The 21,636-nt window shown below is 67.2% G+C and carries 22 protein-coding genes and 1 pseudogene; 13 read left to right on the top strand and 10 right to left on the bottom strand.

Going from position 1 to position 21,636, the window contains the following annotated elements; genetic code table 11:
* Positions 1 to 171: 171 nt before the first annotated feature.
* Positions 172 to 1,161: pseudogene (gene hpnH, locus FRAEUI1C_RS08070) on the bottom strand (adenosyl-hopene transferase HpnH); the annotation flags it as partial.
* Between the two features lie 1,222 nt (positions 1,162 to 2,383).
* On the opposite strand from hpnH, the gene FRAEUI1C_RS08065 reads away from it, so the two are divergent.
* Entirely contained in the window at positions 2,384 to 2,974 is a 591-nt protein-coding gene (locus FRAEUI1C_RS08065) for an NUDIX domain-containing protein (RefSeq protein ID WP_013422806.1), read from the top strand.
* A gap of 10 nt (positions 2,975 to 2,984) precedes the next feature.
* Positions 2,985 to 3,287 carry a hypothetical protein gene (locus FRAEUI1C_RS08060; RefSeq protein ID WP_157734866.1) on the top strand — a complete coding sequence of 101 codons (303 nt, stop codon included), beginning with the start codon at positions 2,985 to 2,987 and terminating at the stop codon, positions 3,285 to 3,287.
* A gap of 45 nt (positions 3,288 to 3,332) precedes the next feature.
* Here FRAEUI1C_RS08060 and FRAEUI1C_RS08055 read toward each other — a convergent pair whose 3' ends face one another.
* From FRAEUI1C_RS08055 to FRAEUI1C_RS08045, 3 genes are all read right to left on the bottom strand, one after another.
* Positions 3,333 to 3,731, bottom strand: a complete 399-nt coding sequence (locus tag FRAEUI1C_RS08055; protein ID WP_013422804.1) for a PIN domain-containing protein — start codon at positions 3,729 to 3,731, stop codon at positions 3,333 to 3,335.
* Positions 3,716 to 3,973, bottom strand: a complete 258-nt coding sequence (locus FRAEUI1C_RS08050; protein WP_013422803.1) for a type II toxin-antitoxin system Phd/YefM family antitoxin — start codon at positions 3,971 to 3,973, stop codon at positions 3,716 to 3,718. The genes FRAEUI1C_RS08055 and FRAEUI1C_RS08050 overlap by 16 nt, the downstream gene beginning before the upstream one ends.
* A gap of 508 nt (positions 3,974 to 4,481) precedes the next feature.
* Positions 4,482 to 5,408 (bottom strand): helix-turn-helix domain-containing protein, encoded by a 927-nt coding sequence (locus FRAEUI1C_RS08045; protein ID WP_013422802.1) that lies wholly within the window; start codon positions 5,406 to 5,408, stop codon positions 4,482 to 4,484.
* A gap of 133 nt (positions 5,409 to 5,541) precedes the next feature.
* On the opposite strand from FRAEUI1C_RS08045, the gene FRAEUI1C_RS08040 reads away from it, so the two are divergent.
* The 5 genes from FRAEUI1C_RS08040 to FRAEUI1C_RS08020 all read left to right on the top strand — a co-directional run bounded on the left by FRAEUI1C_RS08040 (position 5,542) and on the right by FRAEUI1C_RS08020 (position 10,402).
* Positions 5,542 to 6,837, top strand: a complete 1,296-nt coding sequence (locus FRAEUI1C_RS08040) for an amidohydrolase family protein (protein WP_013422801.1) — start codon at positions 5,542 to 5,544, stop codon at positions 6,835 to 6,837.
* Positions 6,834 to 8,093: an amidohydrolase family protein gene (locus FRAEUI1C_RS08035; protein WP_013422800.1), complete on the top strand. Its 1,260-nt coding sequence runs from the start codon at positions 6,834 to 6,836 to the stop codon at positions 8,091 to 8,093. The genes FRAEUI1C_RS08040 and FRAEUI1C_RS08035 overlap by 4 nt, the downstream gene beginning before the upstream one ends.
* Positions 8,094 to 8,143: 50 nt before the next feature.
* Positions 8,144 to 8,941, top strand: coding sequence for an acetoacetate decarboxylase family protein (locus FRAEUI1C_RS08030; protein WP_013422799.1), 798 nt, complete (start codon positions 8,144 to 8,146; stop codon positions 8,939 to 8,941).
* Between the two features lie 102 nt (positions 8,942 to 9,043).
* Positions 9,044 to 9,436 carry an SAM-dependent methyltransferase gene (locus FRAEUI1C_RS08025; protein WP_013422798.1) on the top strand — a complete coding sequence of 131 codons (393 nt, stop codon included), beginning with the start codon at positions 9,044 to 9,046 and terminating at the stop codon, positions 9,434 to 9,436.
* Positions 9,437 to 10,033: 597 nt separating this feature from the next.
* Positions 10,034 to 10,402, top strand: coding sequence for a hypothetical protein (locus FRAEUI1C_RS08020; RefSeq protein WP_157734865.1), 369 nt, complete (start codon positions 10,034 to 10,036; stop codon positions 10,400 to 10,402).
* Between the two features lie 119 nt (positions 10,403 to 10,521).
* Here the strand turns inward: FRAEUI1C_RS08020 and FRAEUI1C_RS08015 are convergent, their stop codons facing one another.
* The 5 genes from FRAEUI1C_RS08015 to FRAEUI1C_RS08000 form a co-directional block, all read right to left on the bottom strand.
* On the bottom strand, positions 10,522 to 11,067 hold the full coding sequence (locus FRAEUI1C_RS08015; protein WP_013422796.1) for a non-canonical purine NTP pyrophosphatase: 546 nt from the start codon (positions 11,065 to 11,067) through the stop codon (positions 10,522 to 10,524).
* A gap of 24 nt (positions 11,068 to 11,091) precedes the next feature.
* Complete coding sequence (locus FRAEUI1C_RS37455) at positions 11,092 to 12,033, bottom strand: hypothetical protein (RefSeq protein ID WP_013422795.1); 942 nt, start codon at positions 12,031 to 12,033, stop codon at positions 11,092 to 11,094.
* Complete coding sequence (locus FRAEUI1C_RS08010; RefSeq protein ID WP_013422794.1) at positions 12,000 to 12,620, bottom strand: P-loop NTPase family protein; 621 nt, start codon at positions 12,618 to 12,620, stop codon at positions 12,000 to 12,002. Before FRAEUI1C_RS08010 ends, FRAEUI1C_RS37455 begins: the two co-directional genes overlap by 34 nt.
* A complete protein-coding gene (locus tag FRAEUI1C_RS36005; RefSeq protein ID WP_157734863.1) occupies positions 12,607 to 13,380 on the bottom strand; it encodes an amidohydrolase family protein in 774 nt (257 codons plus the stop codon). Before FRAEUI1C_RS36005 ends, FRAEUI1C_RS08010 begins: the two co-directional genes overlap by 14 nt.
* Before the next feature lie 162 nt (positions 13,381 to 13,542).
* Positions 13,543 to 14,220: a cytidylate kinase family protein gene (locus tag FRAEUI1C_RS08000; protein WP_232425485.1), complete on the bottom strand. Its 678-nt coding sequence runs from the start codon at positions 14,218 to 14,220 to the stop codon at positions 13,543 to 13,545.
* Between the two features lie 1,351 nt (positions 14,221 to 15,571).
* Here FRAEUI1C_RS08000 and FRAEUI1C_RS39405 point away from each other — a divergent pair.
* Positions 15,572 to 16,765, top strand: coding sequence for a helix-turn-helix domain-containing protein (locus FRAEUI1C_RS39405; protein WP_013422790.1), 1,194 nt, complete (start codon positions 15,572 to 15,574; stop codon positions 16,763 to 16,765).
* A gap of 220 nt (positions 16,766 to 16,985) precedes the next feature.
* Here the strand turns inward: FRAEUI1C_RS39405 and FRAEUI1C_RS07985 are convergent, their stop codons facing one another.
* Complete coding sequence (locus FRAEUI1C_RS07985; protein ID WP_013422789.1) at positions 16,986 to 17,522, bottom strand: hypothetical protein; 537 nt, start codon at positions 17,520 to 17,522, stop codon at positions 16,986 to 16,988.
* Between the two features lie 448 nt (positions 17,523 to 17,970).
* Here FRAEUI1C_RS07985 and FRAEUI1C_RS38145 point away from each other — a divergent pair, with 448 nt between their 5' ends.
* The 5 genes from FRAEUI1C_RS38145 (at position 17,971) to FRAEUI1C_RS07965 (ending at position 21,251) form a co-directional block, all read left to right on the top strand.
* A complete protein-coding gene (locus tag FRAEUI1C_RS38145; protein WP_013422788.1) occupies positions 17,971 to 18,168 on the top strand; it encodes a membrane protein in 198 nt (65 codons plus the stop codon).
* Positions 18,165 to 18,407: a hypothetical protein gene (locus FRAEUI1C_RS07980; RefSeq protein ID WP_013422787.1), complete on the top strand. Its 243-nt coding sequence runs from the start codon at positions 18,165 to 18,167 to the stop codon at positions 18,405 to 18,407. The genes FRAEUI1C_RS38145 and FRAEUI1C_RS07980 overlap by 4 nt, the downstream gene beginning before the upstream one ends.
* Before the next feature lie 40 nt (positions 18,408 to 18,447).
* Positions 18,448 to 18,786, top strand: coding sequence for a hypothetical protein (locus tag FRAEUI1C_RS07975; protein ID WP_013422786.1), 339 nt, complete (start codon positions 18,448 to 18,450; stop codon positions 18,784 to 18,786).
* Between the two features lie 3 nt (positions 18,787 to 18,789).
* On the top strand, positions 18,790 to 18,987 hold the full coding sequence (locus tag FRAEUI1C_RS07970) for a hypothetical protein (RefSeq protein ID WP_013422785.1): 198 nt from the start codon (positions 18,790 to 18,792) through the stop codon (positions 18,985 to 18,987).
* An 89-nt stretch (positions 18,988 to 19,076) separates the two neighbouring features.
* Complete coding sequence (locus FRAEUI1C_RS07965) at positions 19,077 to 21,251, top strand: cell division protein FtsK (RefSeq protein ID WP_497006516.1); 2,175 nt, start codon at positions 19,077 to 19,079, stop codon at positions 21,249 to 21,251.
* Positions 21,252 to 21,636: the final 385 nt, after the last annotated feature.

Here is a 21,636-nt window from a genome sequence, read left to right as displayed (position 1 = left end):
CGCGGTCGAGACCACCATCGAGTCGCCGGGTATCGGCTGGGCCGGGATGGGTCCGGCGGCCCCGGGTCGGGCGGCCTGGGTGGGAACGGTCTGCGCCGGGATGGTCCGCCGCGCGGGGAGGGCCTTGGACCGGGCGTCGGCGAACAGGGACGGCGCCGCCGAGAGGGCCCCCGCGCGGACCGTCTGACGCAGCGAGTCGAGCGTCGCCGCGAGGGCGGTCGGCTCGTAGCCGCAGTGGGCCATGCAGTTCTCGCAGCGCGGGTCACGGCCGCGGCCGTACTGCTCCCAGTCGGTGGTCTCCAGCAGCTCCCGGTAGGACGCCGCGTAGCTGTCGCCCATCAGGTAGCAGGGCCGCTGCCAGCCGAACAGCGAGTACGACGGGATGCCCCAGGCCGTGCACGGGAAGTCGGCCTTGCCCTCCAGGAAATCCAGGAAGAGCGGCGAGTGGTTCAGCCGCCAGCGGTTGCGCCGCCCTCCGGCGAATGCCGCGCGGAAGAGCTCCCGGGTCTCCTCGATTCCCAGGAACTTGTCCTGGCCCGGTGCCTTCTCGTAGGCGTAGGCCGGGGAGAGCATCATCCCGTCGACCCGCAGGTCGTTGTTCAGGAAGTTCAGCACCTCGATGACGGTCTGCGGCGTGTCGGTGTTGAAGAACGTGGTGTTCGTGGTCACCCGGAAACCACGCCGCTGCGCGTCCCTGATGGCGTCGACCGCCTTCGCGAAGACCCCCTCCTTCGCGACCGACGCGTCGTGCCGCTCCTCGAGCCCGTCGATGTGCACCGCGAGCGACAGGTACGGCGACGGGCGCAGCTTGTCGATCTTCTTGGGCAGCAGCAGCGCGTTCGTGCAGAGGTAGACGAACTTCTTACGCTGGACGAGACCGGCGACGATCTCCTCCACCTGCGGGTGCATCAGCGGCTCGCCGCCGGCGAGGCACACCACCGGGGCGCCGCACTCGTCGACCGCCGCGAGCGCCTGCTCGACGGGCATACGTCGCTTGAGCACATCCGCCGTGTGCTGAATCTTGCCGCAGCCCACGCAGGCGAGGTTGCAGGCGAACAGCGGCTCCAACTCCAGGGTGATCGGGAACTTGTCGCGCCTCGCCAGCTTCTGCTTGAGAATATACGCCCCGATCTTTACCGCCTGACGCCGAGGAATGCTCATCGCGCCTCTCCCTGCCGTTGGTCGCCTGCCCGCCCGATCGGGAGGCAGCTCGCGTCGCCGCTAGCTCGCTCACCCTAGGCGAGCGGTTCTTTCGCCGCCGCGTGTGAGAACGCGATGGGAAGGAGGTCGGAGCCGTCCGTGGTTTCCCGGAAAAAGGCACCCGGCGAGAAGAACGCCGACCGTCGGATAGCCGCACCCGAGCAGCATTTCTCGCCAAGATTTCCCGACAGGAGCGCGGCGTCCGGCTGTGGGTGCCGCTGGGCGGAGCCCACCACCCTCCGGCTCGCCACCCAACTCGGGCTACCACGCGCTGGAGCGCCGCCCGGCTCGGGCTGTCACCCGCTGGAGCCACCCGCTCGGGCTACCAACCGCTGAAGCGCCGCCCGGCTCGGGCTGTCACGGCACCCGACGACCGTTTCCATACCTGACCAGCGATCACTCGGCGCTGAAAGCCCCCTTGGGCACCATGATCACCAACTTGGTATGGAAACCGGCAGACCTTGCCCGATTTACACCTTTTATCCATACGCAACCGGCGATCATGGAATGCGAACCAGCCATACGCGGCCGAAGATCTCTAACTGGGTATGTGAATTGGCATCGCCACAGCATCTTGAAGATCGACAACAGCGACCATGAAGCGCGGCCGGAATCGCCGAGACCAACCGCCGACCGCCGGTCCGCACACCGCCGAACGCGGCGCCCGCCAGGATCGTCCCCGCCGCTTGAACCCCGTTTTGGCCGGGGCCCCGCCAGCAACTGGACAACCGACCCAGCTTCGCCTGGTCCACCAGCGCCGACTTCCCTGCGCAGACGCCGATCATCCGGCTAACTGGACAATCTGCCGCACTCTGATCGAGAACTGCGCAGAGATAATTTGGACAAATCGGGGTACCGAACGCCGCCTTGCCTGCGCAACGAGTGATCAAGGCGTTTCGATGGGGCGTAGGGCCGCATTGATCACTGGCTGCGCAGGGGGAACTGGCGGATCCGCATCGTTTTGATCCTTAGTCAATGGTCACGCGGCTCCGACAGCCCCTCTGGCGCAATGATCGCCAGCGGGGAAGGGAGACCGGCGTTTGTTGCCCATTTACGTCCCCTGTTCAGGTACCTCTGTTAGCACCCCGGCGAGGGTCGAAACGGCGATCATCTGGGCCGACCGGGGCCAACCTGACTGGGTCCGGCGCTAGGGTCCGACTAGGGCGAGCGTCGGGATGGTGCGGTGACGATCGAGATTCGGGGCAGCCGGGTCGTGTACGAGAACCGGTGGATGCGGGTCCGCGAGGATGCGATCGTCCGCGCCGACGGCAGCTCGGGCAGCTACGGCGTCGTCGAAAAGCCCGACTTCGCGCTGGTTGTGCCCATCGACGTCGACGGGCTGTGGCTCGTGGAGCAGTACCGCTATCCGGTCGGTGGCCGGTTTTGGGAGTTCCCGCAGGGCTCCTGGGAGGACCGGCCGGACGTCGACCCGCGCGAGCTCGCGGCGGCCGAGTTGCGCGAGGAGACCGGGCTGCGCGCGGGGCGCCTCGACCACGTCGGGCGGCTGTTCGCGGCCTATGGGTACTCCACGCAGGGATGCCAGGTCTGGGTCGCCTCCGAGCTGTCGGCGGGGCCACGCGAGCTGTTGGTCGAGGAACAGGACCTGGTGGCCCGGCACGTCGGATTCGACGAATGGGCGGAGCTTCTCGCCTCGGGGACCATCCAGGACGTGAACACGCTCGCGGCGTGGGCCCTGCTGTGTGCACGCCCGCCCGAGGGGCTCGCCCTGCCCGACACCGCGCGGTTGGGCGGATCGGGCGACATTCGCCGTTAGCCTGCGGATCGTGCGAGTGCGCCGTATCGACGTCCGGGACGTCGGCTGGGAGATCGACCAGCCGTCGTACCGCGTCCACTTCTGGACCCGTCCGGCGCACTCGAACGCCGCGCCGACCGCCACCGAGTTCGAGATCACCGACACCGACGTGGCCGACGTCCTCGGCTGGGCTCAGCGCACCGCCGGCAACCGAACCTTCGCCCTCTACGCCGTCTGCGACCTGGGCGACACCAAGGGCCTCGTGAGACTGACGGGCGCGGACCCGACGCAGGCGCCCGGCCGGCAATCCGTCCACTCGGTCAGCCCTCGCTGACCTCAAGCGGCCTCCGGTCGCATCGCTCCAGGCCAGACAATCAAGCTACGACTCGGCGGCGTTCACTCCCGGGAGGTCCGCAAACCTGGCCTTCGCGTCCCGACTGACGATGGTTCTGCCAGTCTCAGCGGCATGCGCCGCGACGATCAGATCATGTCTTCCTCGTGGTCGGCCGCTCTTGCGCGACCAGGCCATCAGCCGAGCGTGATGCGCGGCGGTGCCGCTTGTGTAGGCCAGAACGTCCAGCGCCGCCGTGATGGCCGCCAAGGACCGGGACCGTTGGGCCGCGCGTTCCGCGCTGTCGGCCAGTTCGATGCCGACCCGATATTCCGCGACCGTAACCGCTGCTACCGCTACTTCGTCATCGTCCCAGGCGAACTGATCGACGGTTCCCCGTTCGAAGGCGACCAGCACGTTCGTGTCCAGTATCAGGCGCCGGCCCATGGATCACCTTCATAAGGGAGGAATGAGTCGACCGCGGCGGCGATGGTCTCTTCGAACGCCTCGTCGGGAGGCGTAGTGCCCACGAGGGCAGCCCGCAGATCCGCTCCGGTTCGCCGACGCGCCGGTCCGATCTCGGCGATCCGACGGTTCCCGCGCGTGATCGTGATGGTCTCGCCGGCCTCGACCGCATCCAGCAGGTCCGAGAACCGCCGCGAAGCCTCGGTCGCCGTCATGGTCCTCATGACTGCCAGCGTAATCTGACAATCAGATTCCGTGCCCGCGCCACGCGAAGCGTGGATCGCGGCGCGCAGGGTGGCGACAAGATCAGGCGGCACTGGCGTGGACGCGACGCATTCGCCCCACAAGCCAGAGCACCCGAACTCCGACGTGGCGCCGCGCGGCAACCCGACCGTGCACCTGATCCGCCATCGTGGTTCCGGGCCGGCACGACGCCAACACCCGTCCGATCCAGCCATGGCGATCCTCCGTTCATCGTGAAGAGGGCCTCGCCCTGCCCGCCAGCACCCGTCGGCCCGACGTGTCGCACACCGTTTGCCCGGCCGGAATCAACGCGGCCCATGCCTACTCTGACAGTGTCTTCTGAGACACTGTGTGCTAAGACACTGCGTTCTAAGACACTGTCGACTCAGTCCCTGTCCGAGTCGACAGTACCAGACCGATCATTCCACGCCAAAGCGGTACACACGCCTGGACGAAAACCTGTCGTCGCAGGGGGCCGCGGCGCGGTTCTCAGCTGTGCGCGGCGGCGGGCGCCCGGCCGGCGATGTCGGCGGTGAGCGCGGCGGTGGCGGCACGCAGGGCGGCGCCGACGCGGTCGGCCTCGGCGCCGGTCAGGTCGTCGGCGAAGCCACGCAGCGACAGGAGCAGGGCGACCTCGCCGTGGGCGTCGAACACCGCGGCCGACACGGAGTCGACGCGGTAGGTGGCATCCGGATCCAGGTCGCCGGCGACGAAGTCGGTGGGGTGCGGGAGGTGGGCGGCCAGGTCCCGGAGAAGGGCGGGGAGCTGGGCGCGAAGGTTCGCGGCGGCCGCGACACCGACCTGGCGGCGGATGCGCTCGTCGAGGGAGGCCGCGAGCTCCACGGAGTAGCCGCGAGCCCGGATGGCCGGAAGGATCTCGTCCCAGTACTGCGCGCGCTCGGCCTCGCCCCGCGCGGGATCGTCGTGCGCGGCCCGGTCCAGCCAGGCGTCGACGACGGCGTCCGACTGCCAGGCCATGAAGGTGGCGCCCAGCGGCGGGTGGAACGGGATGCGGTCGCCGACCCGCAGCGTCGCGACCGGGCGCGGGCCGTGCGGGTCGACGACGAGGTGCGCGACGGTCGCGTACTCGGCGGCCGGGACGAGCGCGACGACCGACAGGCCGAGCCGGCGGTGCAGGTCGGCCATCAACGGCCGCCCGGCGGCGAGCGCGTCGGTGCCCGCGGCGGCGGCCTGGCCGGCGGCGATCAGGCCGGGGCCCAGCGCGTAGGTGCGCCGGGTCGGGTGGCGTCGCAGCCAGCCGGCACGTTCCAGGGCGGCGAGCGTCGGGTAGCAGGTCGCGGGCGTCGCGCCAAGGCGCCGCGCGATCTCCGACTGGCTCAGCCCTCCCGCGGCGCCGGCGAGCATCTCCACGACCGCGACGACCCGGTCGGTCTGCGGTGACGGACGGGACGACATGGTCCGCACTCTAACCATCGCTTTTGCATAGTGCGAATATTGACATGCCTGGTGCAAAGAGGTTCCCTGATCGGGCGGCGGACAGGGCCCGTCGTCACGCCGATGCGGCCGGCCGAGCCGGAGGGACATCCCCATGCCCAACCCCGAAAGCGCGCCAGACACCGGCGCGTACGTCGTCATCTCGTCCGACTGCCACGCGGGATTACCCACCGAGCAGTACCGGGACTACCTGGAGAAGGAGTTCCACCCGGCGTTCGACGAGTTCCTCGCCGGCCGACCGGCCGCGGTCGAGGAAATCCGCCGCAGGGGCGTGACCGACGAGAAGTTCGCGCAGAAATGGTTCACCGAGAACGCGGAGGGGCTGGAAGGCGGCTGGGAGGCGGAGCGGCGCAACAAGGAGATGGACGCCGACGGCATCTGCGCCGAGATCATCTTCCCGGACGCGGACGCCGTCGAAAGCCGCACCTGCGCGCCGTTCGGCACCGGGCTCGGGCTTTCCGGTGACCTCGACCCGGTACTCGGCCTCGCCGGCGCCCGGGCGCACAACCGCTGGCTCGCCGAGTTGTGCGCCGACTCGCCACAACGCCGCCGTGGGGTCGCGCTGGTGCAGATCACGGCGCCGCTCGACGATGTGCTGGCCGAGATCCGCCGGGCGTACGAGTCGGGACTGCGGGCGGTGATGATCCCGGCGATGTGGATGAACCAGGTCCCGTACCACGACCGGCGCTACGACCCGGTCTGGGAGCTGTGCCAGGACCTGGACATGCCGGTGCTCACCCATTCCGGCCCGGCGGACAAGGAGAGCTACGGCGATCATCTGGGCATCTACGTCACCGAGGTGACCTGGTGGCCGGCCCGCCCGATGTGGTTCCTGCTCTGGTCGGGGGTGTTCGAACGGTTCCCCCGGCTGCGGTTCGGCGTGGCCGAGGCGGGCTGCTGGTGGGTGGCGAACCTGCTGTGGTTCTGGGACCGGCTGTACCTCGGGTCGAAGGGCGCGGAGAAGCTCGGTTCCCTCGGCGACCTGACGATGGCCCCGAGCGACTATTTCGACCGGAACATCTTCATCTGCTCGTCGAACACCAAGCGGCGCGAGATCGGGATGCGCTACGAGATCGGCGTCGACAACATGCTCTGGGGAAACGACTTCCCGCACCCCGAGGGCACCTGGCCGCGCTCGCGCGAATGGCTGAGGAAGACCTTCCACGATGTGCCGGTCGACGAGACCCGCCGCATGCTCGGCGCGGCCGCGGCCGAGGTCTTCGGGTTCGACCTCGCCGAGCTAAGGCCCATCGCCGACCGGCTCGCGGTCACCCCGGAGAGCCTCGGCCAGACCGACGACGCGGCCAACATCGCCAGCTGGGCTCGGGCAAAAGCCGCGGGCCGGCACTGGCTGACCGGCGACGACCTGCCGATGGGCGTCGCCGAATGAGCGGGAACGGGGGCCCGGCACCCGACGACCGGTACGTCGTCATCTCCGCCGACTGCCACGGCGGCGGCGGCATTCTCGACTACCGCCCGTACCTGGAGAAGCGCTACCTCGACGACTTCGACGCCTGGGCCCGCGACTACGTCAACCCGTACTCGGACCTGGAAGGCGACCTGGGCCCGCGCAACTGGGACTCGTCGCGACGGCTGGCCGACCTGGAGGCCGACGGCATCGTCGCCGAGGTGATCTACCCGAACACCGTGCCGCCGTTCTACCCGAACAGCTCCCTGGTGGAGCAGCCGCCGGCGCCGAACTCCGGCGACCTGGACCGGCGCTGGGCCGGCCTGCGGGCGCACAACCGGTGGATGGCCGACTTCTGCGCGGCCGCCCCGGGCCGGCGCGCCGGGATCGCCCAGATCATGCTGCACGACGTGGCCGCGGCGGTCGCCGAGGTGCGGTGGGCCAAGGAGAACGGCCTGACCGGCGGGGTGCTGCTGCCGGGGGCCCCGCCCGGGTCAGGGGTGCCGGCGCTCTACGACCCCGAGTACTACGAGCCGCTGTGGGCGGTCTGCGCCGAGCTGGACCTGCCGGTCAACCACCACGCCGGCTCGGCCGCGCCACCGGCCGGCGAGCGCGCCGAGGACAAGGTGATCCTCCTGCTGGAGGTCACCTGGTGGGCGCACCGGGCGTTCTCCCACCTGCTGGTCGGCGGGGTGTTCGAGCGGCACCCGGGGCTGCGGCTGATCCTGGCCGAGCAGGGCACCGCCTGGATCCCGGAGGAGCTCGCCCGGCTCGACTACTTCTTCGACCGGATGGGGACCGACCGGTCCGGCTCGCAGGAGGCCGTCTGGGGCCAGGAGCTCGTCGGGCGGATGTCGCTGAGGCCGAGCGAGTACTTCGCCCGCCAGGTGTCGATCGGCGCGAGCTTCATCCGGGGCCACGAGCTGCCCGCCGCCAGCCGGGTCGGCTTCGACAAGATCATGTGGGGCAGCGACTACCCGCACCGGGAGGGCAGCCACCCGTTCTCGCGGGAGGCGCTGCGGGCCGCGTTCGCGGGCGTCGACCCGGTCGACGTCGAACGGATGCTGGCGACGAACGCCGCCGCGACGTACGGCTTCGACCTCGACGCGCTGCGCCCGGTCGCCGACCGGGTCGGCCCGACCGTCGCCCAGATCGCCGAACCGCTGAAGCACGCGTCCCTGCCGGCGGAGGCGGAGAAGTGCCCGGCCCTGATCGGCTACGGCGCCCCCGCGAGCTGATCCGTCCCGCCCGTTCCCAGGACCATCACGTTCCCCCAGGAGGAGACGCCGTGGCCACCCGCATCCGATATGGCGCCCGCACCCCCGAGCAGCTGCGCAACCGTGAGGTCGAGGCGACCTCCGTCGACACCTGGGCGACCTCGCTGGTCGCGATCTACGAGACCGACCCCGCCCTCGTCGCGGCCGTCCTGCCCCCGCCGCTCGTGGCCTCCGTCCCCGAGCATGTCCGGGTGACGATCGCGCGGGTCGACATCCGCAACATGCCGCCGTTCGGCGCCGGCACGTTCGCCGTGGGCGCGACCCACGACGGGATCGCCGGCGACTACGCGCTGACGATGCCGATGTCGACCGAACAGTCCGTCGTCGGCGGCCGGGAGACGTTCGGCGAACCGAAGAAGATCGCCGACGTCCGGCTCGACCTGTCCGGCGGCCTCGCGGTCGGCAGCCGGCTGACCGGCTCGTTCACCCGGCTCGGCGTCACCTACGTGGAGATCGCCGGGACACTCGTCGAGGAGCTGCCGCTGCCCGCCGACCGGGTCCGGACCAGCTTCTACCTGAAGTTCCAGCCGGCCCCCGACGGCAAGGGGTTCGACGACGACCCCGGGCTGGTGCACGTCCAGCGCCGGGAGAGGACCCGCGCGCTGTTCAAGGTCGACGGCGAGGTGATCCTGCGCGAGTCCCGGTTCGACCCGGTCGTGGACCTCCCGGTCCGGCGCCTCGTCGGCATCGAGATCGCCGAGCGCTCCAGCCTCCAGACTGGCGCGATCGTGCGCCGTCTGCCGCAGGAGGACGTCATCCCGTTCGCGCACCAGCGTTACGACAACCTTTCCCCTGTCGGAGAGGAGTAGGTCTGTTCCCGCTTGCCCGATGCTCTGCGAATATGACCCGGTACGCGAGGGTGACCAGGTGTACCGGGTCAGACAGGCACCGACCGACGGGGTGGGCGGACAGTGGCAGAGGAACGGCGGGCACCGGACGGGCTGAGCACGGAGATTCCGCACATCGCCCGGGTGTACGACTACTGGCTCGGCGGCAAGAACAACTTCGCCGCCGACCGGGCCCTGGCCGAACGGGTGCTGGCCGCCGACCCCGCCGTCCGCCTCAGTGTCCGGGCGAACCGGGCTTTCCTGCGCCGTGCGGTGACCTTCCTGGCCGGCGAGGCCGGCGTCCGGCAGTTCCTCGACATCGGCACCGGGCTTCCGTCCTCGGACAACACCCACGAGGTCGCCCAGCGCGTCGCGCCCGACAGCCGGGTCGTGTACGTGGACAACGACCCTTTCAAGTCGGGTTGTATGCACGCTAGTCGGAGGTCGCTGTCGATCTTCCCTGGAGCCTCGATCTAGACTCGACCTGCGCTTGCAGCCCGCTTGCAAATGCAAGCGGGCTCTTTTTTGATGTCTACGGGCTGTCGTCTGGCCTGGGCTTGGGCGGTCGTCCGCCGTGTCCCGGCCTGGAGCGCATCCACGTCTCGAAGGTAGACAGACGCCAGCGCGGCCGGTCGGGTACCGAGTCGTCGTCTGGCGGGGGTAGCCGTCCCTGACTGCGATAGGTCCGCAGCGTGCTCGGCCGGATGCCGGCTCGCTCGGCCATCTCGCGGTAACCGAGTAGCGGATCTTCATCGGTCATGCCGGGTGCGGTGTCTCCAGTCGGAAGAAATATGCGGCGCGGCGCCGTAGAATTCTGTTTGTAGGTGGTCCCGGCGGGCATGCCCGCCACGCCGGGACCGTGGATCACAGACCTGTACCCAGACAGGACGGTAACCCGTGTCCCATCTTCCCCCACCCGAGCACAGCGGTTGGCCCCGACGCTGGCAGCCCGCGCGGATCGTGCCACTACCCAACGGCGACGTAGCAGTCAGGCTGCACCCCGGCGCACCGGCACGCGCGCTGGCGACGCTGGCAGGGCTCCTGCCCTCCGCGACCTACATCGACCATCGGCCTGTGACCCCCGGTCGGGCCGCCGTGGATCTCGTCTTTCGCGACACGGCGCTCGGGGTCGGCGGTTCGTCACCGTGGCGCACCCCGGACGGCACGTCTCCCCGCCGTGCCCCGGATACGGACGACGTGGCAGACGCACTGACCCTCCCGGGCGACGTCGTCGGCTGGGTGCCCGATATTTCCGCCGTGTTCGACCCCGGGATCAATCGCTACACGCTCGCGGCCCAAGAGCTGATCGGCGCGGCCTGGGACGGCGCGGCCCGCGCCAGGATCTTTGACCTTGTCCGCCGAGAGGAACCCGAGACAGTGATCGCACTCGCGGACATGTTGCCGGCGGGGTCTCGCGGCCCGCACTACGGGCGTGTGGTCTGAGCCTGTCCGGTCCTACTGAGGCCCCCGGCTTTTAGCCGGGGGCCTCAGTCTCGTCCGCCTCGGAGTAGCGCTGAAAGCTACGCTCGCGCGCTGAACCGTCCGCTTGTTAGCCCGTTCCGCTAAAGGCCGAACTCCTTTCGGAGCCCTTCGACAGCTAGTCGCCGATGCGAGATCGCGTTCTTCTGATCGCTCGTCATCTCGGCGAAGGTCAGGCTTCCATCGCCGGGAGCGAAGATCGAATCGTAGCCGAACCCGCCGTCTCCGCGCTGCTCGGTCGTCAACAGACCGTCAAGCGTGCCGGTGAAAACCCGCACGCCGTCTGCGTCGGCGTAGCCAAGCGCCGTGGTCACGGTAGCGCTCCGATCCGCCACGCCTGCCGCCATTGCGAGCAGACCTTGGGTACCTACAGCGTCGAGAAACCACGCGACGAGTGCACCCGGGAGACCGTTCCAAGCGTGAAGAACGAGGCCGGTGTCATCGACCAGCACGGGACTCCGCAGCTTAGAGTATGCGTCCGTCGCCTTTCGTTCGACAACCTTTACGACGTCGAGTGACTGGATCTCGATAAGATCTTCCTTGACTCCGACGACCTCGATGCCAAGGAGAGCCGCATACTCCCGCGCCTTGCCCTCGTTGCCGGTAATCAGTGAGACGCGCTCAATCATTGATGCCATCTTCCTCTGAATGGGTCACTCTTCGATCCGCAACCAGTGGCGAGAGTAGTTGCTCAGCCGGACGACCGGCCTTTCTCCGTTTGTGAAGATGCTACCACGTAAGGTCACCGAGTCTCCGTCTCTTACTGGCGTACTGAACTTCCACCAAAAAATATAGATCTCAACCATTCCATAATCGGTAGTCAGATCGAATTTCCGAGGGAACAAGTTGCTGCCGGCCGCGTTGAGCACGCGACCGGAGACGATCGCCTCTTCCATATCTGGCCTCGCGGCCACAAGTGCAACCGGTGTGACGTGAGAGGGGTCTCGGAATCGAATGGTGGTCACCACGTCGGGAGAAAGTTGCAAGCCTGTCCAGCGGCGCGCGATCACGGCTTCGATTGAGTTGTTCTCGTTTCGGAAGACTCTGCGGTATCGCTCATACTGGAGGCGTTGGCGTTCGGGTGATACCACCGTGAATCCGAGCCTGCCTCTGATTCCAGGAAGCTCTTTCCTCAGCACATCAAGGTTTGCAAGACCCTCAATCACAAAATCGACGTCTTTCCGCACCGCTCCCGCCGGGGTCAGGTGCAGCCCGAGCATCGACGACCCGAATATGCCGACAGACCCTTTCCCGAGCGCCGCGACCAGCTCCGTGTATAGCTCGTACCAAATTGTTTGCTGGAACGTCTCGGCCTTCTCTACGGCCGATGCTATGGGATCGAGATGTTCGACCACGCTCGCAATCGGTAGCAACATGTAGACGTCGAGAACATCCGCCGGAAGCCGCTCGTCCTCTACGAAGTTCTTTCGGTACCGCGCGCCGCGATAGACACGGTCGCCTGTGGTGTCCGGAGAGTAAACGTTGTATCCGAGAAAGTGTGTCTCACTGTCGAGATTGCCCACCACCCTATATATCCGGCCATCACCCGCGACCACGTGGTCTAGGTCCAACGCCGCACGTCGCTCAGTCCCCATGACTCTCTCCACTCGGTGGCCGTCGTGACGTCGATGTCCCTTTCCTCAGCGTCGGCGACGAGGAACTCCTGGATGGCAAGCATGGCGGGTATATTTTCCCGCCATTCTTTCAGCGGCAGTCCGTTCGTTCTGGCGTGTCCTTTACTGATCGCTCGCCGCAGAAGTTCCTCACCAGTCCCGACGGTCAGCAGCGTTGCTCGGATATCGGCCTGCCGATTCTGTCCCCGGAGTATTTCGATCAGCTCGCCGTGAAAGTGCACTCCCTCGACCACCGAATCGAATCCGTCAGAGACTAGCTTGTCGGTCACCACCTGGATGGCTGGAAAAACTGCCGCGACGTGGTCCAGGAATCCAGCGCGGATGTTCGCGGGTGTCGGTGGCCCATAGAGTTCCCAGGCGTCGTGAGTTACCCGGGCAAGAACCGGAACAGTCTCGCGCGGCACGTAATGCCGCTGGACCTCCCTTAAGTAGTCGGTATGAATCACGGTTCGGATATCTCGGCGATGAGCAAATGCGAGTGCGGTGGTCGACTTTCCGGCGCACGGAACGCCGTAAATGATGTGGATCGTCGTTCTAGCCGCGACCATGGCGATACTTCCGACCGTTCGCGATCACCTGGTCCAACTGCCTGCTATTCAACCCCGCTAGGGCAAGTTCACGGCCGATATCAGTGTCGAACAAGACGGGGTCATCTGTATTGATCGAGACTGGTATTCCGAGCTGAAGCGCTCGGCTCGCCGGGCTTGACCGATTCCAGTCAGCAACACCCAGAAGCACGTTACTGGTCGGGCACATGTCCAGACAAATATCCCGGCCTTTGATGATCTCAACTAGCTCCGGATCGTCAAGGAGTAAGACACCGTGACCTATCCGATCGGGCGTGATCCGATGCAAGACGTAGCGCGAGATCTCGTTGCCAAATAGCTCCCCCAGGTGAATGTTGACCTTCAGGCCGCCGGCCTGAAGACTCCGAAGCGTGTTGAGGTATCTGTCAAACTTCGACAGATCGCGCGACAGGAAATTTATGTCGATGCCTGCAATACTCGCCGTCAGGTCACCGCCCGCGCCCAGGACGTCAAATATCTCGTCCAACTGAGCCTCGGTCTTGGTCATATTTATGCCGGCCAGGAAGGCCATCGAGAGGCCGTCGCATTCCGCGAGGCGGTCACGGAAGATGTCGATACCGTCTGCGGCGCTTCGCATCCATCGCCACCGCCCTGTAGACGGCCCTATCCGGAGATCAATATGCTCGACATGCGACCTCCCCATGTCGGCTAGAAGATGCTCAACGACAGAGCGGAATGTTTCTTCGGTGAAGATGTCCGAGCCATCAGTCAGGCTCGTCACGGCGTGCCAGAGGCACGTAAGCCTCTCGGCCGGTGCCAGCAGTTGGTAAGTCCGTGATCCGTAAACTTCTCTCAATTGTCGCGCAGTTTCGGGCGACCTGAGGTTCAGAGCGCGCAGAGCTGATTCAAAGTGAAAGTGAAGCAGGCTGTACATGGCCCACCCCTACCTGTCGTTCGAAACGGTGATTCGCCTAAGTTCCTGCGGATGCCTGTGGAGGAGGGCTTCAGCGTTTGCCGAGTCAGAGTCCATCACGCATGCCGTCGCGGCATTGAGAATAGGGGCAAGGGTCTCTACGCCAGTCCTGGCCGCAGAGTTGGTCGACTGCGGGATTAGGTGGCTGTTGTTCACGACCAGGTCGTATCGTTGCCGGTCCAAGAACAGGTCGTACCCGTGTCGCTCCTGGAACGTCCACCGGTTGAACAGGTCCTTCTCATTCAATAGTGCCCTGGCGTCTTCAGGGCTCGTCCGTGAGCCTCTCTGAGAGACCAGGCATTTCCGGACCCGCGATTCAAGATCGGATTCAATCCAGATACGGACGAGTGGACCGTCACCGATCCAGGCGAGCGCCCACGTATCGAAGACGGTTCTCTGACACGCCCGGTTCATGGAAAGGAGGCGTTCTTCCAACTCCCCGTCTATCGAACCGTCGCGCCGCGCAGCATTTATCTCCGAAAGCCGTCTCAACCAAACGGTCTCGCTCGCGTCATCAATTCCAAGAATCTCAAGGAGGATGTCCGTCGCCGAGACGTACCTGTATCCCAGCTCGGCCGCCAGCCGCCTTGCATGGGTGGTCTTGCCCGCCGCTGTGAGACCGGCAAGGGCAATATTTGTGGTGTACACAATCGTCAAGCCTTTTGCGTCTCGCGGCTCGTCGGGCGGGGGTTGTGTACCCGACATGACCTGCCTAGTTGACGATATCGACCCTGTGAACGGCGACTCGTGCAACACGGTGCGCGGCGCACGGCGCATACCCTCGTGCGAATCACGGGCGTTGACTCGCCTCCCACTTCTGCCATTCCCACGTGCGGCGGAGCCACGGGCGGTCTGGAAACACGGGCGCCTGCGGTGTCATGCCCGGTGTTTCCTCGTCGGGGATTTCGCTATACAGAGCTTGGTCGTCCGGTTCCCCTGCGGGCTGTGTCATGTGCTCACCACCCGTGCGGCCCCCGCTTCGAGTCGGTGACGGAAGCTGACCTGTACCCACAGATGGGGCAGCACTGCGAGTAGCTCGGCTAACAACGTCGTTCTCTCAATCTTCTGGTTGAACCGGGAAGGAGAATGCGGCACCCCGGGGCGGCCGGTCGGGGCGGGGCATCACCCCCGGGGTGCCCTTCCGGCTTACGGCGGGATTCCTACTCAGCCGTTACCGGGAAAGCCCTAGCCGTTGTGGGCGAACAACGACCGGGCAAGTTCAGTTGCTCGCTATTCGTCTGGCGGTGCGTCTTCTCGGTACACCATCTGGTTGATCTCCCCGAACGGTGACCGGTGCGGCACGGGCGTACCGTCTCGCTCACGCGGCGCGGGCGGCAGCGTGCGGCGGGCCTGCTCGTAGCGCACAGTGATCAGGAAGTGCTCCCGTTCCCGCGCCATGGGCGGGAGGCGGCTGTCCCCATCCACCACGGGCGCGTAGCGCGGAAGGTCCGCACAAGGGTCCTCTTCCACGCCCTACACCGGAGGTAGCGGCCCGCGCGTGGCCCGCCCCCGTGGGACTCCCGGGGCAGCCGCAGCGCGACCCTGGCCCCGGTTCAACCACGGGGGCGGGCCGGTCGGGATGGTGCGAGCGATATCCGCGAGCACGATGACAGCCGTAGCCACGTCCAGCACAAGGTTGCTAGGCCGTGGCGGATCGGCCAGCGGCGCGCGAACGTCCGCGTTCGGCTCGTCGCCGAACGAACGCCCGTCCGACCAGATCTGAATACGGGCCGCTCCCGGGATCGCGACCAACAGGCCCCGGGCCATCTCGCCTACGTCGCCGATCCGCTCCGCGATCCGCGCCGGAACGGTCGCGGACCTATCGCTGCCGCCGTCAAGCTCGCACCTAACGATCATGTCCACTCCCCGCACGGTCGGTTTCGCTACGTAGCTGATCGACAGCCATACCGTGCCAGCGGCCCTGACGGGAACGGAAGCCTTGTGGCCGTACTGTGGACATCTGAGGACAGCCGGGCGGCTTTGGGAGGCCCCCTTGGACGTGGCAGCGTTCGCCCGTCAGGTCAGAATTGATCAAGGTCTAGCCTTGCGCGCGGTCGCGAGGTCGGTCCCGTGCTCGCCATCGTTCCTGTCCGCCGTCGAGCTGGGGCAACGCAGGCTGACGCCGTCATTTGCTAGACGGCTGGATGAGATCTACCGATCCGATAGATCGATCGCCAGCCTGTTGGTTAGGGACGTCATCTTGGTTCACCTACCCGATGGGATTGTGGCGGTTGATCGCCGAGAGTTGCTTACTGGGCTTGCCCTCGGAGTAGCATCTGGAGTCCTCGCCGATATCCAGGTTATTCCCGATATTCTCGGTCGGCTGACTTCGACCTTTGATGGCTTCCTAGATGCGTCTAGATTCACGACTTCACCGGAACTAAAAGACTCACTCACAGGCCAGGTCGCCTATATCGACGCACTGCGCCACAAGGCGGAAACGGCGCGTCTGCGTCGGGGGCTCTTGATGTTGTTGGCTCGACATGCGGAGCTACTTAGCTGGTTGCACGAAGAGTCGTACGACCTGAAACAGGCCCTGTTCTGGATCGACCGTACCGCCGGATGGGCTGATACCGCAGGCTGGCCCGAAATGGTCGCTTTCACGTTCCATCGTCGGTCACAAATGGCGCTCAATTACTCGGACGATGGAACCCATGTCGTCAGGCTCGCGACGGATGCGATTAACCATCCAGGCGCGGACGCCAGCCTTAGAGGGACCGCTTCAACGTGGCTGAGTCTGGGATACGCGCTGATCGGAGACCGCGATTCGAGCGACAGAGCGGCCGACGAATCTCTTGCCTATCTGTCCGTGGCATCGACCAACCCCCAGACCCCGGTGTCATTCATCGAGTCGACCACCAGATCAGATCTTGTCGCGATGCGGCGGGCGCATGCTCAGATTCTGATGGGCCAAGGTCACGAACCGATCTCGATCCTTGAGGCGCGGCTACCTGAAATCGCGTCCGGATCAACCAGACGACTGAATACGAACCGCGCTCGTTTGGCCCTCGCATACGCCAACGCTGGCGATGTAGAGGGCGCTGTCCGAATTATCGATGAGACCACGCGGACGGTTGAGGCGCTTCCGTCCGTGTGGGCACGACGCGAGCTGCACCGAGCGAAAGCCGTACTGCTCCGTCGCTGGCCTAACCGTCCCGATGTCAAGGAGATCACGTCGCGGGCCGGCATTTAGACCAACAACGATAAAGGCCCCGGTCAAACCGGTGATGCGGCGGTGAGACGACGTGAGGCCCTCCGCTGCATGGCGTCGGTGGCCGTGTGGTGGAGGGCCTCACGCGTTCGGGGCGGACCCGTTTCGGCGTGCTTCCTTTTGCAAGCGTTCTGCTAGCGCTGGTCAGGCCCTGTTTCCTGGCTTCGCGGGTTGCGGGGCGGTGGTGGGTCGGGGGTTGGGTCTAGCTGGGTTGGGTCGGGCGGCGGGTGCGGGTGCGGTAGATGCTGATGGGCTTGTAGGCGGTGATGGGTGGCGGGGGTGTCCGTAGGCGGGCCTTGAGCCGTTTGGGGGGTGTGGGCATGGTGGCGTTGGGGTCGGCGCGTTCCGCGAGCGCGAACACGAGCGCTTCTACTGCCTGGTCTTCCCAGGCTTCCCGGAAGCGGTCGTACCCGACGCTGTAGGCGTCGGCGGCGAGGATCCGCCGGTCGGTCAGCGTGGTACTGCGGATCGGTTGGCCGAAGGCGAGTAGGACCCGCATGGCGGTGGCGGGGGCCTCGGGGAGCCCGGCGACGGCCGACTCGATGATCGCGATACCGGCGGGCGCGGTCGCGCGGTTGGCGCGGCTGGTGAGCGCCGCCAGGAGGCACGGCGCGACGCGCAGGAGACCGGCGGGGGTGGGGTCTCCTGCGCGCATGAGCGCGCGGATATCTCGTTTGATCAGGTCGTAGAAGGTGGGCGGGATCGCGGGCGGGGTGGGCCGGGCGGGGGTCGTGGTCATCGCCGGGGGGTTCTCCTGAGCGGGGTCTCGGCGCGGGGCGGGATAGCCCGTGCTGTGTGCATCGTGACCGCGCCGCGACGTGCAGTACAGCCGTTTGCGCGCGTTTGGCTCAGGTTGGCGCGGTTCGGCCACGGTGGCGGCCGCCATGGCGGGGGTCCGCCGATCGCCAGCCGTTGATCGTCGCGGCGGGCCATGGCGCCCGCCCGGCCCCGGTCCACCAGTCCGCCACCAGTGGGCACCCCGGTTTTCCCCCAGTGGGCGCCCAGGTCGGCCACCAGTGCCCCCATTTCACGCCCCGGTTTTCCCCCAGTTTTCCCCCAGCGCCCCCAGAAATTGCCGCTGTTTTCACTGACGACGGGGCCGGGGTCCGGGCCGGATAGTGAATCCGTCGCCCGGCCCACACGGGCCGACGACAGATGAGATTCCCTTTCCTTTCCTGGAGTTTGCCATGCCTCGTTACGTGTATCGGCCGTCCATGTTGTCGCGGCTGTTCCGCTGGTCGGCCGCCGTCGCCGCGCTCTATCTGGTCCTGTTGTTCTTCTCGTATGTGGCGGGCCACGTGTTGACGGTCGCCGGTCCGTTCCTGGCCGTGGCCGGTCTGGGTTACGCGGCGCTCGTCGTGATCCGGCGGGGCCGGGACCAATGAGAGTCGCGATCGGCATGGACCCTTTCTCGGGCGCCCACTGCGCGGTTCCGCATTCGGCGCTCGTCGTCGTTCTCTCGGCGGCCGTGTGGTGGCTGTTGGAAACGGTCGTCGTGATGGGCCTGGTCTGGCACGGCATGAAACCGCGCCGCGTGTCGGTGGCCGTGTGGGTCGCGCTCGTGTGGCTGCTCGCGTCGGCGGCCCGCTTTACCCCGCTGGTTCTCGCGCTGGCCGTTCGCTAGCCGCTACTTCCCCGCATCTTCCCCTGGAAGGAACCGTTTCATGTTCCGCACCGATGGCGACATTCCCGTGACCGGTTACGGGCCGCTGACCTTGAACGATCTCGCGGAGCGGGCCGAGCGTGCCCGCGTCGAGCACATGGAGACTTACACCGCTACCGAGGTCATGCACCGCGCGTTGATGGCCGAGCCGGACTACGACGGGGAAACCGCCGCGCTGGTCGACGCCGCCGTTTCGTTCATCAAGGAGTTCCGAAAGAAGACCCGCGTGGAATGGCGCGCTACATACCGGAATTGGGCCACCGCGGCCGGGGTCGAAATTCCCCCGGACGACGACGAGGCCGAGGACGTCGAGCTTTCCGACGCAGAGACGGAGGTCTGAGCCGTGCAGATCACCATCATTATTCTGCTGGGGATTCTCGCGCTTGTCGCGCTGATCGCTCCCCGCACGCGGACACGGAGCCTAGTACCGGTGGTGTGCATTCTGCTCGGCTGGTACTGGTCGTTCTATGGGTTCGTCCCGACGATTAAGGCCGTCGCCGCGCAACTCGACGGATTCCTCCGCGCCGTCCTCGCTTCCTGACCTTTTCACGGTCGCCCGCCGGTCCCGCGCGCCCCGCCGTCCCGCCGCACGGCGGGGCGCGCGACCGCCCCCCGTTTTTCCTGTCTCGTGTGTTCTGGGAGTTTCCCGTGTCCGATAACCTTCCGGTGCCGGCCGAGCCTGCGGGCTGGGTACCGGACATTCCCGCTGTCATCGCGGAAATCCGCCCCTACCTTCCCCCGGCGCGCGCTGCCGCGCTGGAACGCAGCTACGAAACAATCTTGGACGAACTCCCGGCCGCCGACCCCGTGCCGGTCGATCCGCCCCCGGCCCCTGCCATGGCGGCCGGCGGGGTGCGGCGGCCGATCATCCCGGCGAGCCTGGCCCACGGGCATCTCGCCGCGACCGCGCGGCACACCGGGGCTCGGTGGGCGCACGTGACGGCCTACCACGCTGTGCGGGCACCCTGGTATCTCCTGCTCGTCGCCGGGGCCGCTGTGCTCGGCACCGGCCGCCTTGCCGGCCGGCTCGTGCGGTGGTGGTCGGTCGCGGAGTCCGCCCCCCTGCGGCGGGCCGCCGTGGAGACGGGCGACTCCGCGACGTGGCTACGGCTCGACCGTGAGGCCCGCACCGGCCGCCAGTCCCGTGGCGTCCTGGTGCTCGTCGCCGGCGGCACCGGACTGACCGCACTGGGCATCCTCGCGGGCGCGCTGGCCCGCCTGCCCTGGCCCGCGTCCGCGCTGGCGGTCGCCGTGGCCGTGGGCGTGCTGGCACGGGCCGGACGCCCGTCGGGACGGCCGCTGATCGCGCCCGCGATCGTCACCCCCCGCTTCCGCAAACTGAACGCCGACATCGTGTTGCGCGCCTACTACGCCGCGAAACTCGGCGCGGACAAAGACGACCAACGAATCACCTTCGGTACGCCCATGGCCCGCGACGGCGACGGTTCCCGCGTCTCGGTCGATCTACCCTACGGGCGAGGTTTCACCGACGCGGTAAAGGCCCACGGCGCTATCGCGTCCGGGCTCGACGTCGCGGTCACACAGGTCTTCCTCACCCGCGATCCCACGTCCCACAGACGCCACACCCTGTGGGTCGCCGACCGTGACCCGCTCGCGATTCCCGCCGGACGCACCCCCCTCCTACGCGGCCACCCGACCGACATCTGGACTCCGGCGCCGTTCGGGTTGGATGAACGCGCCCGCCCGGTCGGTATCGACCTTATGTGGAACTCGATTCTCGTCGGGGCGCAGCCCCGGCAGGGAAAGACGTTCGCGCTCCGCTCCCTCGGTCTGTTCGCCGCGCTCGACCCCTACGTACGCATCACCGTGGCGGACGGGGGCGGGAAACCCGACTGGCGGAAATTTGAGGCCATCGCCGACCGGACCGTGTTCGGCCTCGCGCCCACCCGCGAAGGTGACCCGACCGAAATATTGATCGACACGCTCCGCGAGATCCGCGCGGACGTGCAAGCCCGCTACCTCGCACTGTCCGACCTTCCGCCCGACGTGGTACCGGAGGGAAAGCTGACCCGCGAGATTGCCCGTAACCCGAAGTACGGCATGCCCGTCCGGATGCTCCTACTCGACGAGTTCCAGGAGTTCTTCTCGACGGGTAACCCGACGGCCGACACGGAGATAGCGACGCTGTTGGTCTACCTGATCCGGGTAGCTCCGGCGGCCGGGGTCATCATCGGCAGCGCCACACAGCGACCCTCCGGTATCGGGTCGGGTGACGTCGCGAAGAAATTCACCGACTACCGCGACAACCACCTTGTCCGCTTCTCACTGCGCACCGGTTCGTGGCAGGTCTCGGATTTGGTGCTCGGCGCGGGCGCGTTCAGCGAGGGACTCGATTCCTCGGTGTTGGCGGCCGAACACAAAGGCGCGGGCATCCTACGCGGAGCCAGCGACGCGAACCCCACCGTCCGCACCTTTCTGGCCGACGCCGAGGATGCCGCGCACATTCTCACGATCGGCCGGAAACTCCGCGAACAACTGGGAACCCTGTCCGGGCAGGCGGCCGGACAGATCGCCCAACGCGAACCCCGTGACGTGCTCACCGATGCCCTGTCGGTGTTCGCGGACGGCGCTCCCGGCCTCCACTGGACCGAGTTGGCCGACCGGCTAGCCACGGCCTACCCGGAGCACTACCGCGACGTGACCCCCGACGCGATCAGCGCCCAGCTACGCGCGCTCGGGGTCGCCAGCGTCGACGTCCGCCGCGACGGACGCGACGGACAGGTCCGCAAAGGCGCCCGCGTGGACGCCCTACGCGAGGCCCACCGGGCACGCGCAGACGTGTAGCGGCAGCCAGGGGGTGTAGCGGCAGCGCTACACCCCCCGCTACACCCCACACCCCGCCTGACCAGCACGTTTCGCCCGGTGTAGCGGGTAGCGGCCCCGGCCCCAAACGGCCGAAAATCCGCCCCAGAGGCCATTCGCGGCCCGGTCCGGCCGCTACCCGCTACACCCCAGCACCCCCGAAAGGACCGGTCGGCCGCGATGATCACCCCCGCCGCGCGCCCGCCCCACCCGCGACCGCCACATGCCTCCCAGAACCCCCCACAACCCCCCGCCCAACCCTCCCGGCCCGACACGGCGGCCGAGCCCGCTACGGCCGTCTCAGAGCCGCGCGAGGCGCCCGACGCGAACGCGGCCGACCAGGACGTGGCCCTGGTCGTTCTCATGG

It is taken from the genome of Pseudofrankia inefficax (assembly GCF_000166135.1).
Classification (GTDB): domain Bacteria; phylum Actinomycetota; class Actinomycetes; order Frankiales; family Frankiaceae; genus Pseudofrankia; species Pseudofrankia inefficax.
This window is presented reverse-complemented; position numbering and strand designations above follow the sequence as displayed.

Coding starts and splice junctions, on each gene's coding strand:
- FRAEUI1C_RS08055 (WP_013422804.1), bottom strand. CDS start 3,731: ATGGGCCGGCGCCTGATACTGGACACGAACGTGCTGGTCGCCTTCGAA.
- FRAEUI1C_RS08050 (WP_013422803.1), bottom strand. CDS start 3,973: ATGAGGACCATGACGGCGACCGAGGCTTCGCGGCGGTTCTCGGACCTG.
- FRAEUI1C_RS08045 (WP_013422802.1), bottom strand. CDS start 5,408: ATGTCGTCCCGTCCGTCACCGCAGACCGACCGGGTCGTCGCGGTCGTG.
- FRAEUI1C_RS08040 (WP_013422801.1), top strand. CDS start 5,542: ATGCCCAACCCCGAAAGCGCGCCAGACACCGGCGCGTACGTCGTCATC.
- FRAEUI1C_RS08035 (WP_013422800.1), top strand. CDS start 6,834: ATGAGCGGGAACGGGGGCCCGGCACCCGACGACCGGTACGTCGTCATC.
- FRAEUI1C_RS08015 (WP_013422796.1), bottom strand. CDS start 11,067: ATGATTGAGCGCGTCTCACTGATTACCGGCAACGAGGGCAAGGCGCGG.
- FRAEUI1C_RS37455 (WP_013422795.1), bottom strand. CDS start 12,033: ATGGGGACTGAGCGACGTGCGGCGTTGGACCTAGACCACGTGGTCGCG.
- FRAEUI1C_RS08010 (WP_013422794.1), bottom strand. CDS start 12,620: ATGGTCGCGGCTAGAACGACGATCCACATCATTTACGGCGTTCCGTGC.
- FRAEUI1C_RS07985 (WP_013422789.1), bottom strand. CDS start 17,522: ATGACCACGACCCCCGCCCGGCCCACCCCGCCCGCGATCCCGCCCACC.
- FRAEUI1C_RS38145 (WP_013422788.1), top strand. CDS start 17,971: ATGCCTCGTTACGTGTATCGGCCGTCCATGTTGTCGCGGCTGTTCCGC.
- FRAEUI1C_RS07980 (WP_013422787.1), top strand. CDS start 18,165: ATGAGAGTCGCGATCGGCATGGACCCTTTCTCGGGCGCCCACTGCGCG.
- FRAEUI1C_RS07975 (WP_013422786.1), top strand. CDS start 18,448: ATGTTCCGCACCGATGGCGACATTCCCGTGACCGGTTACGGGCCGCTG.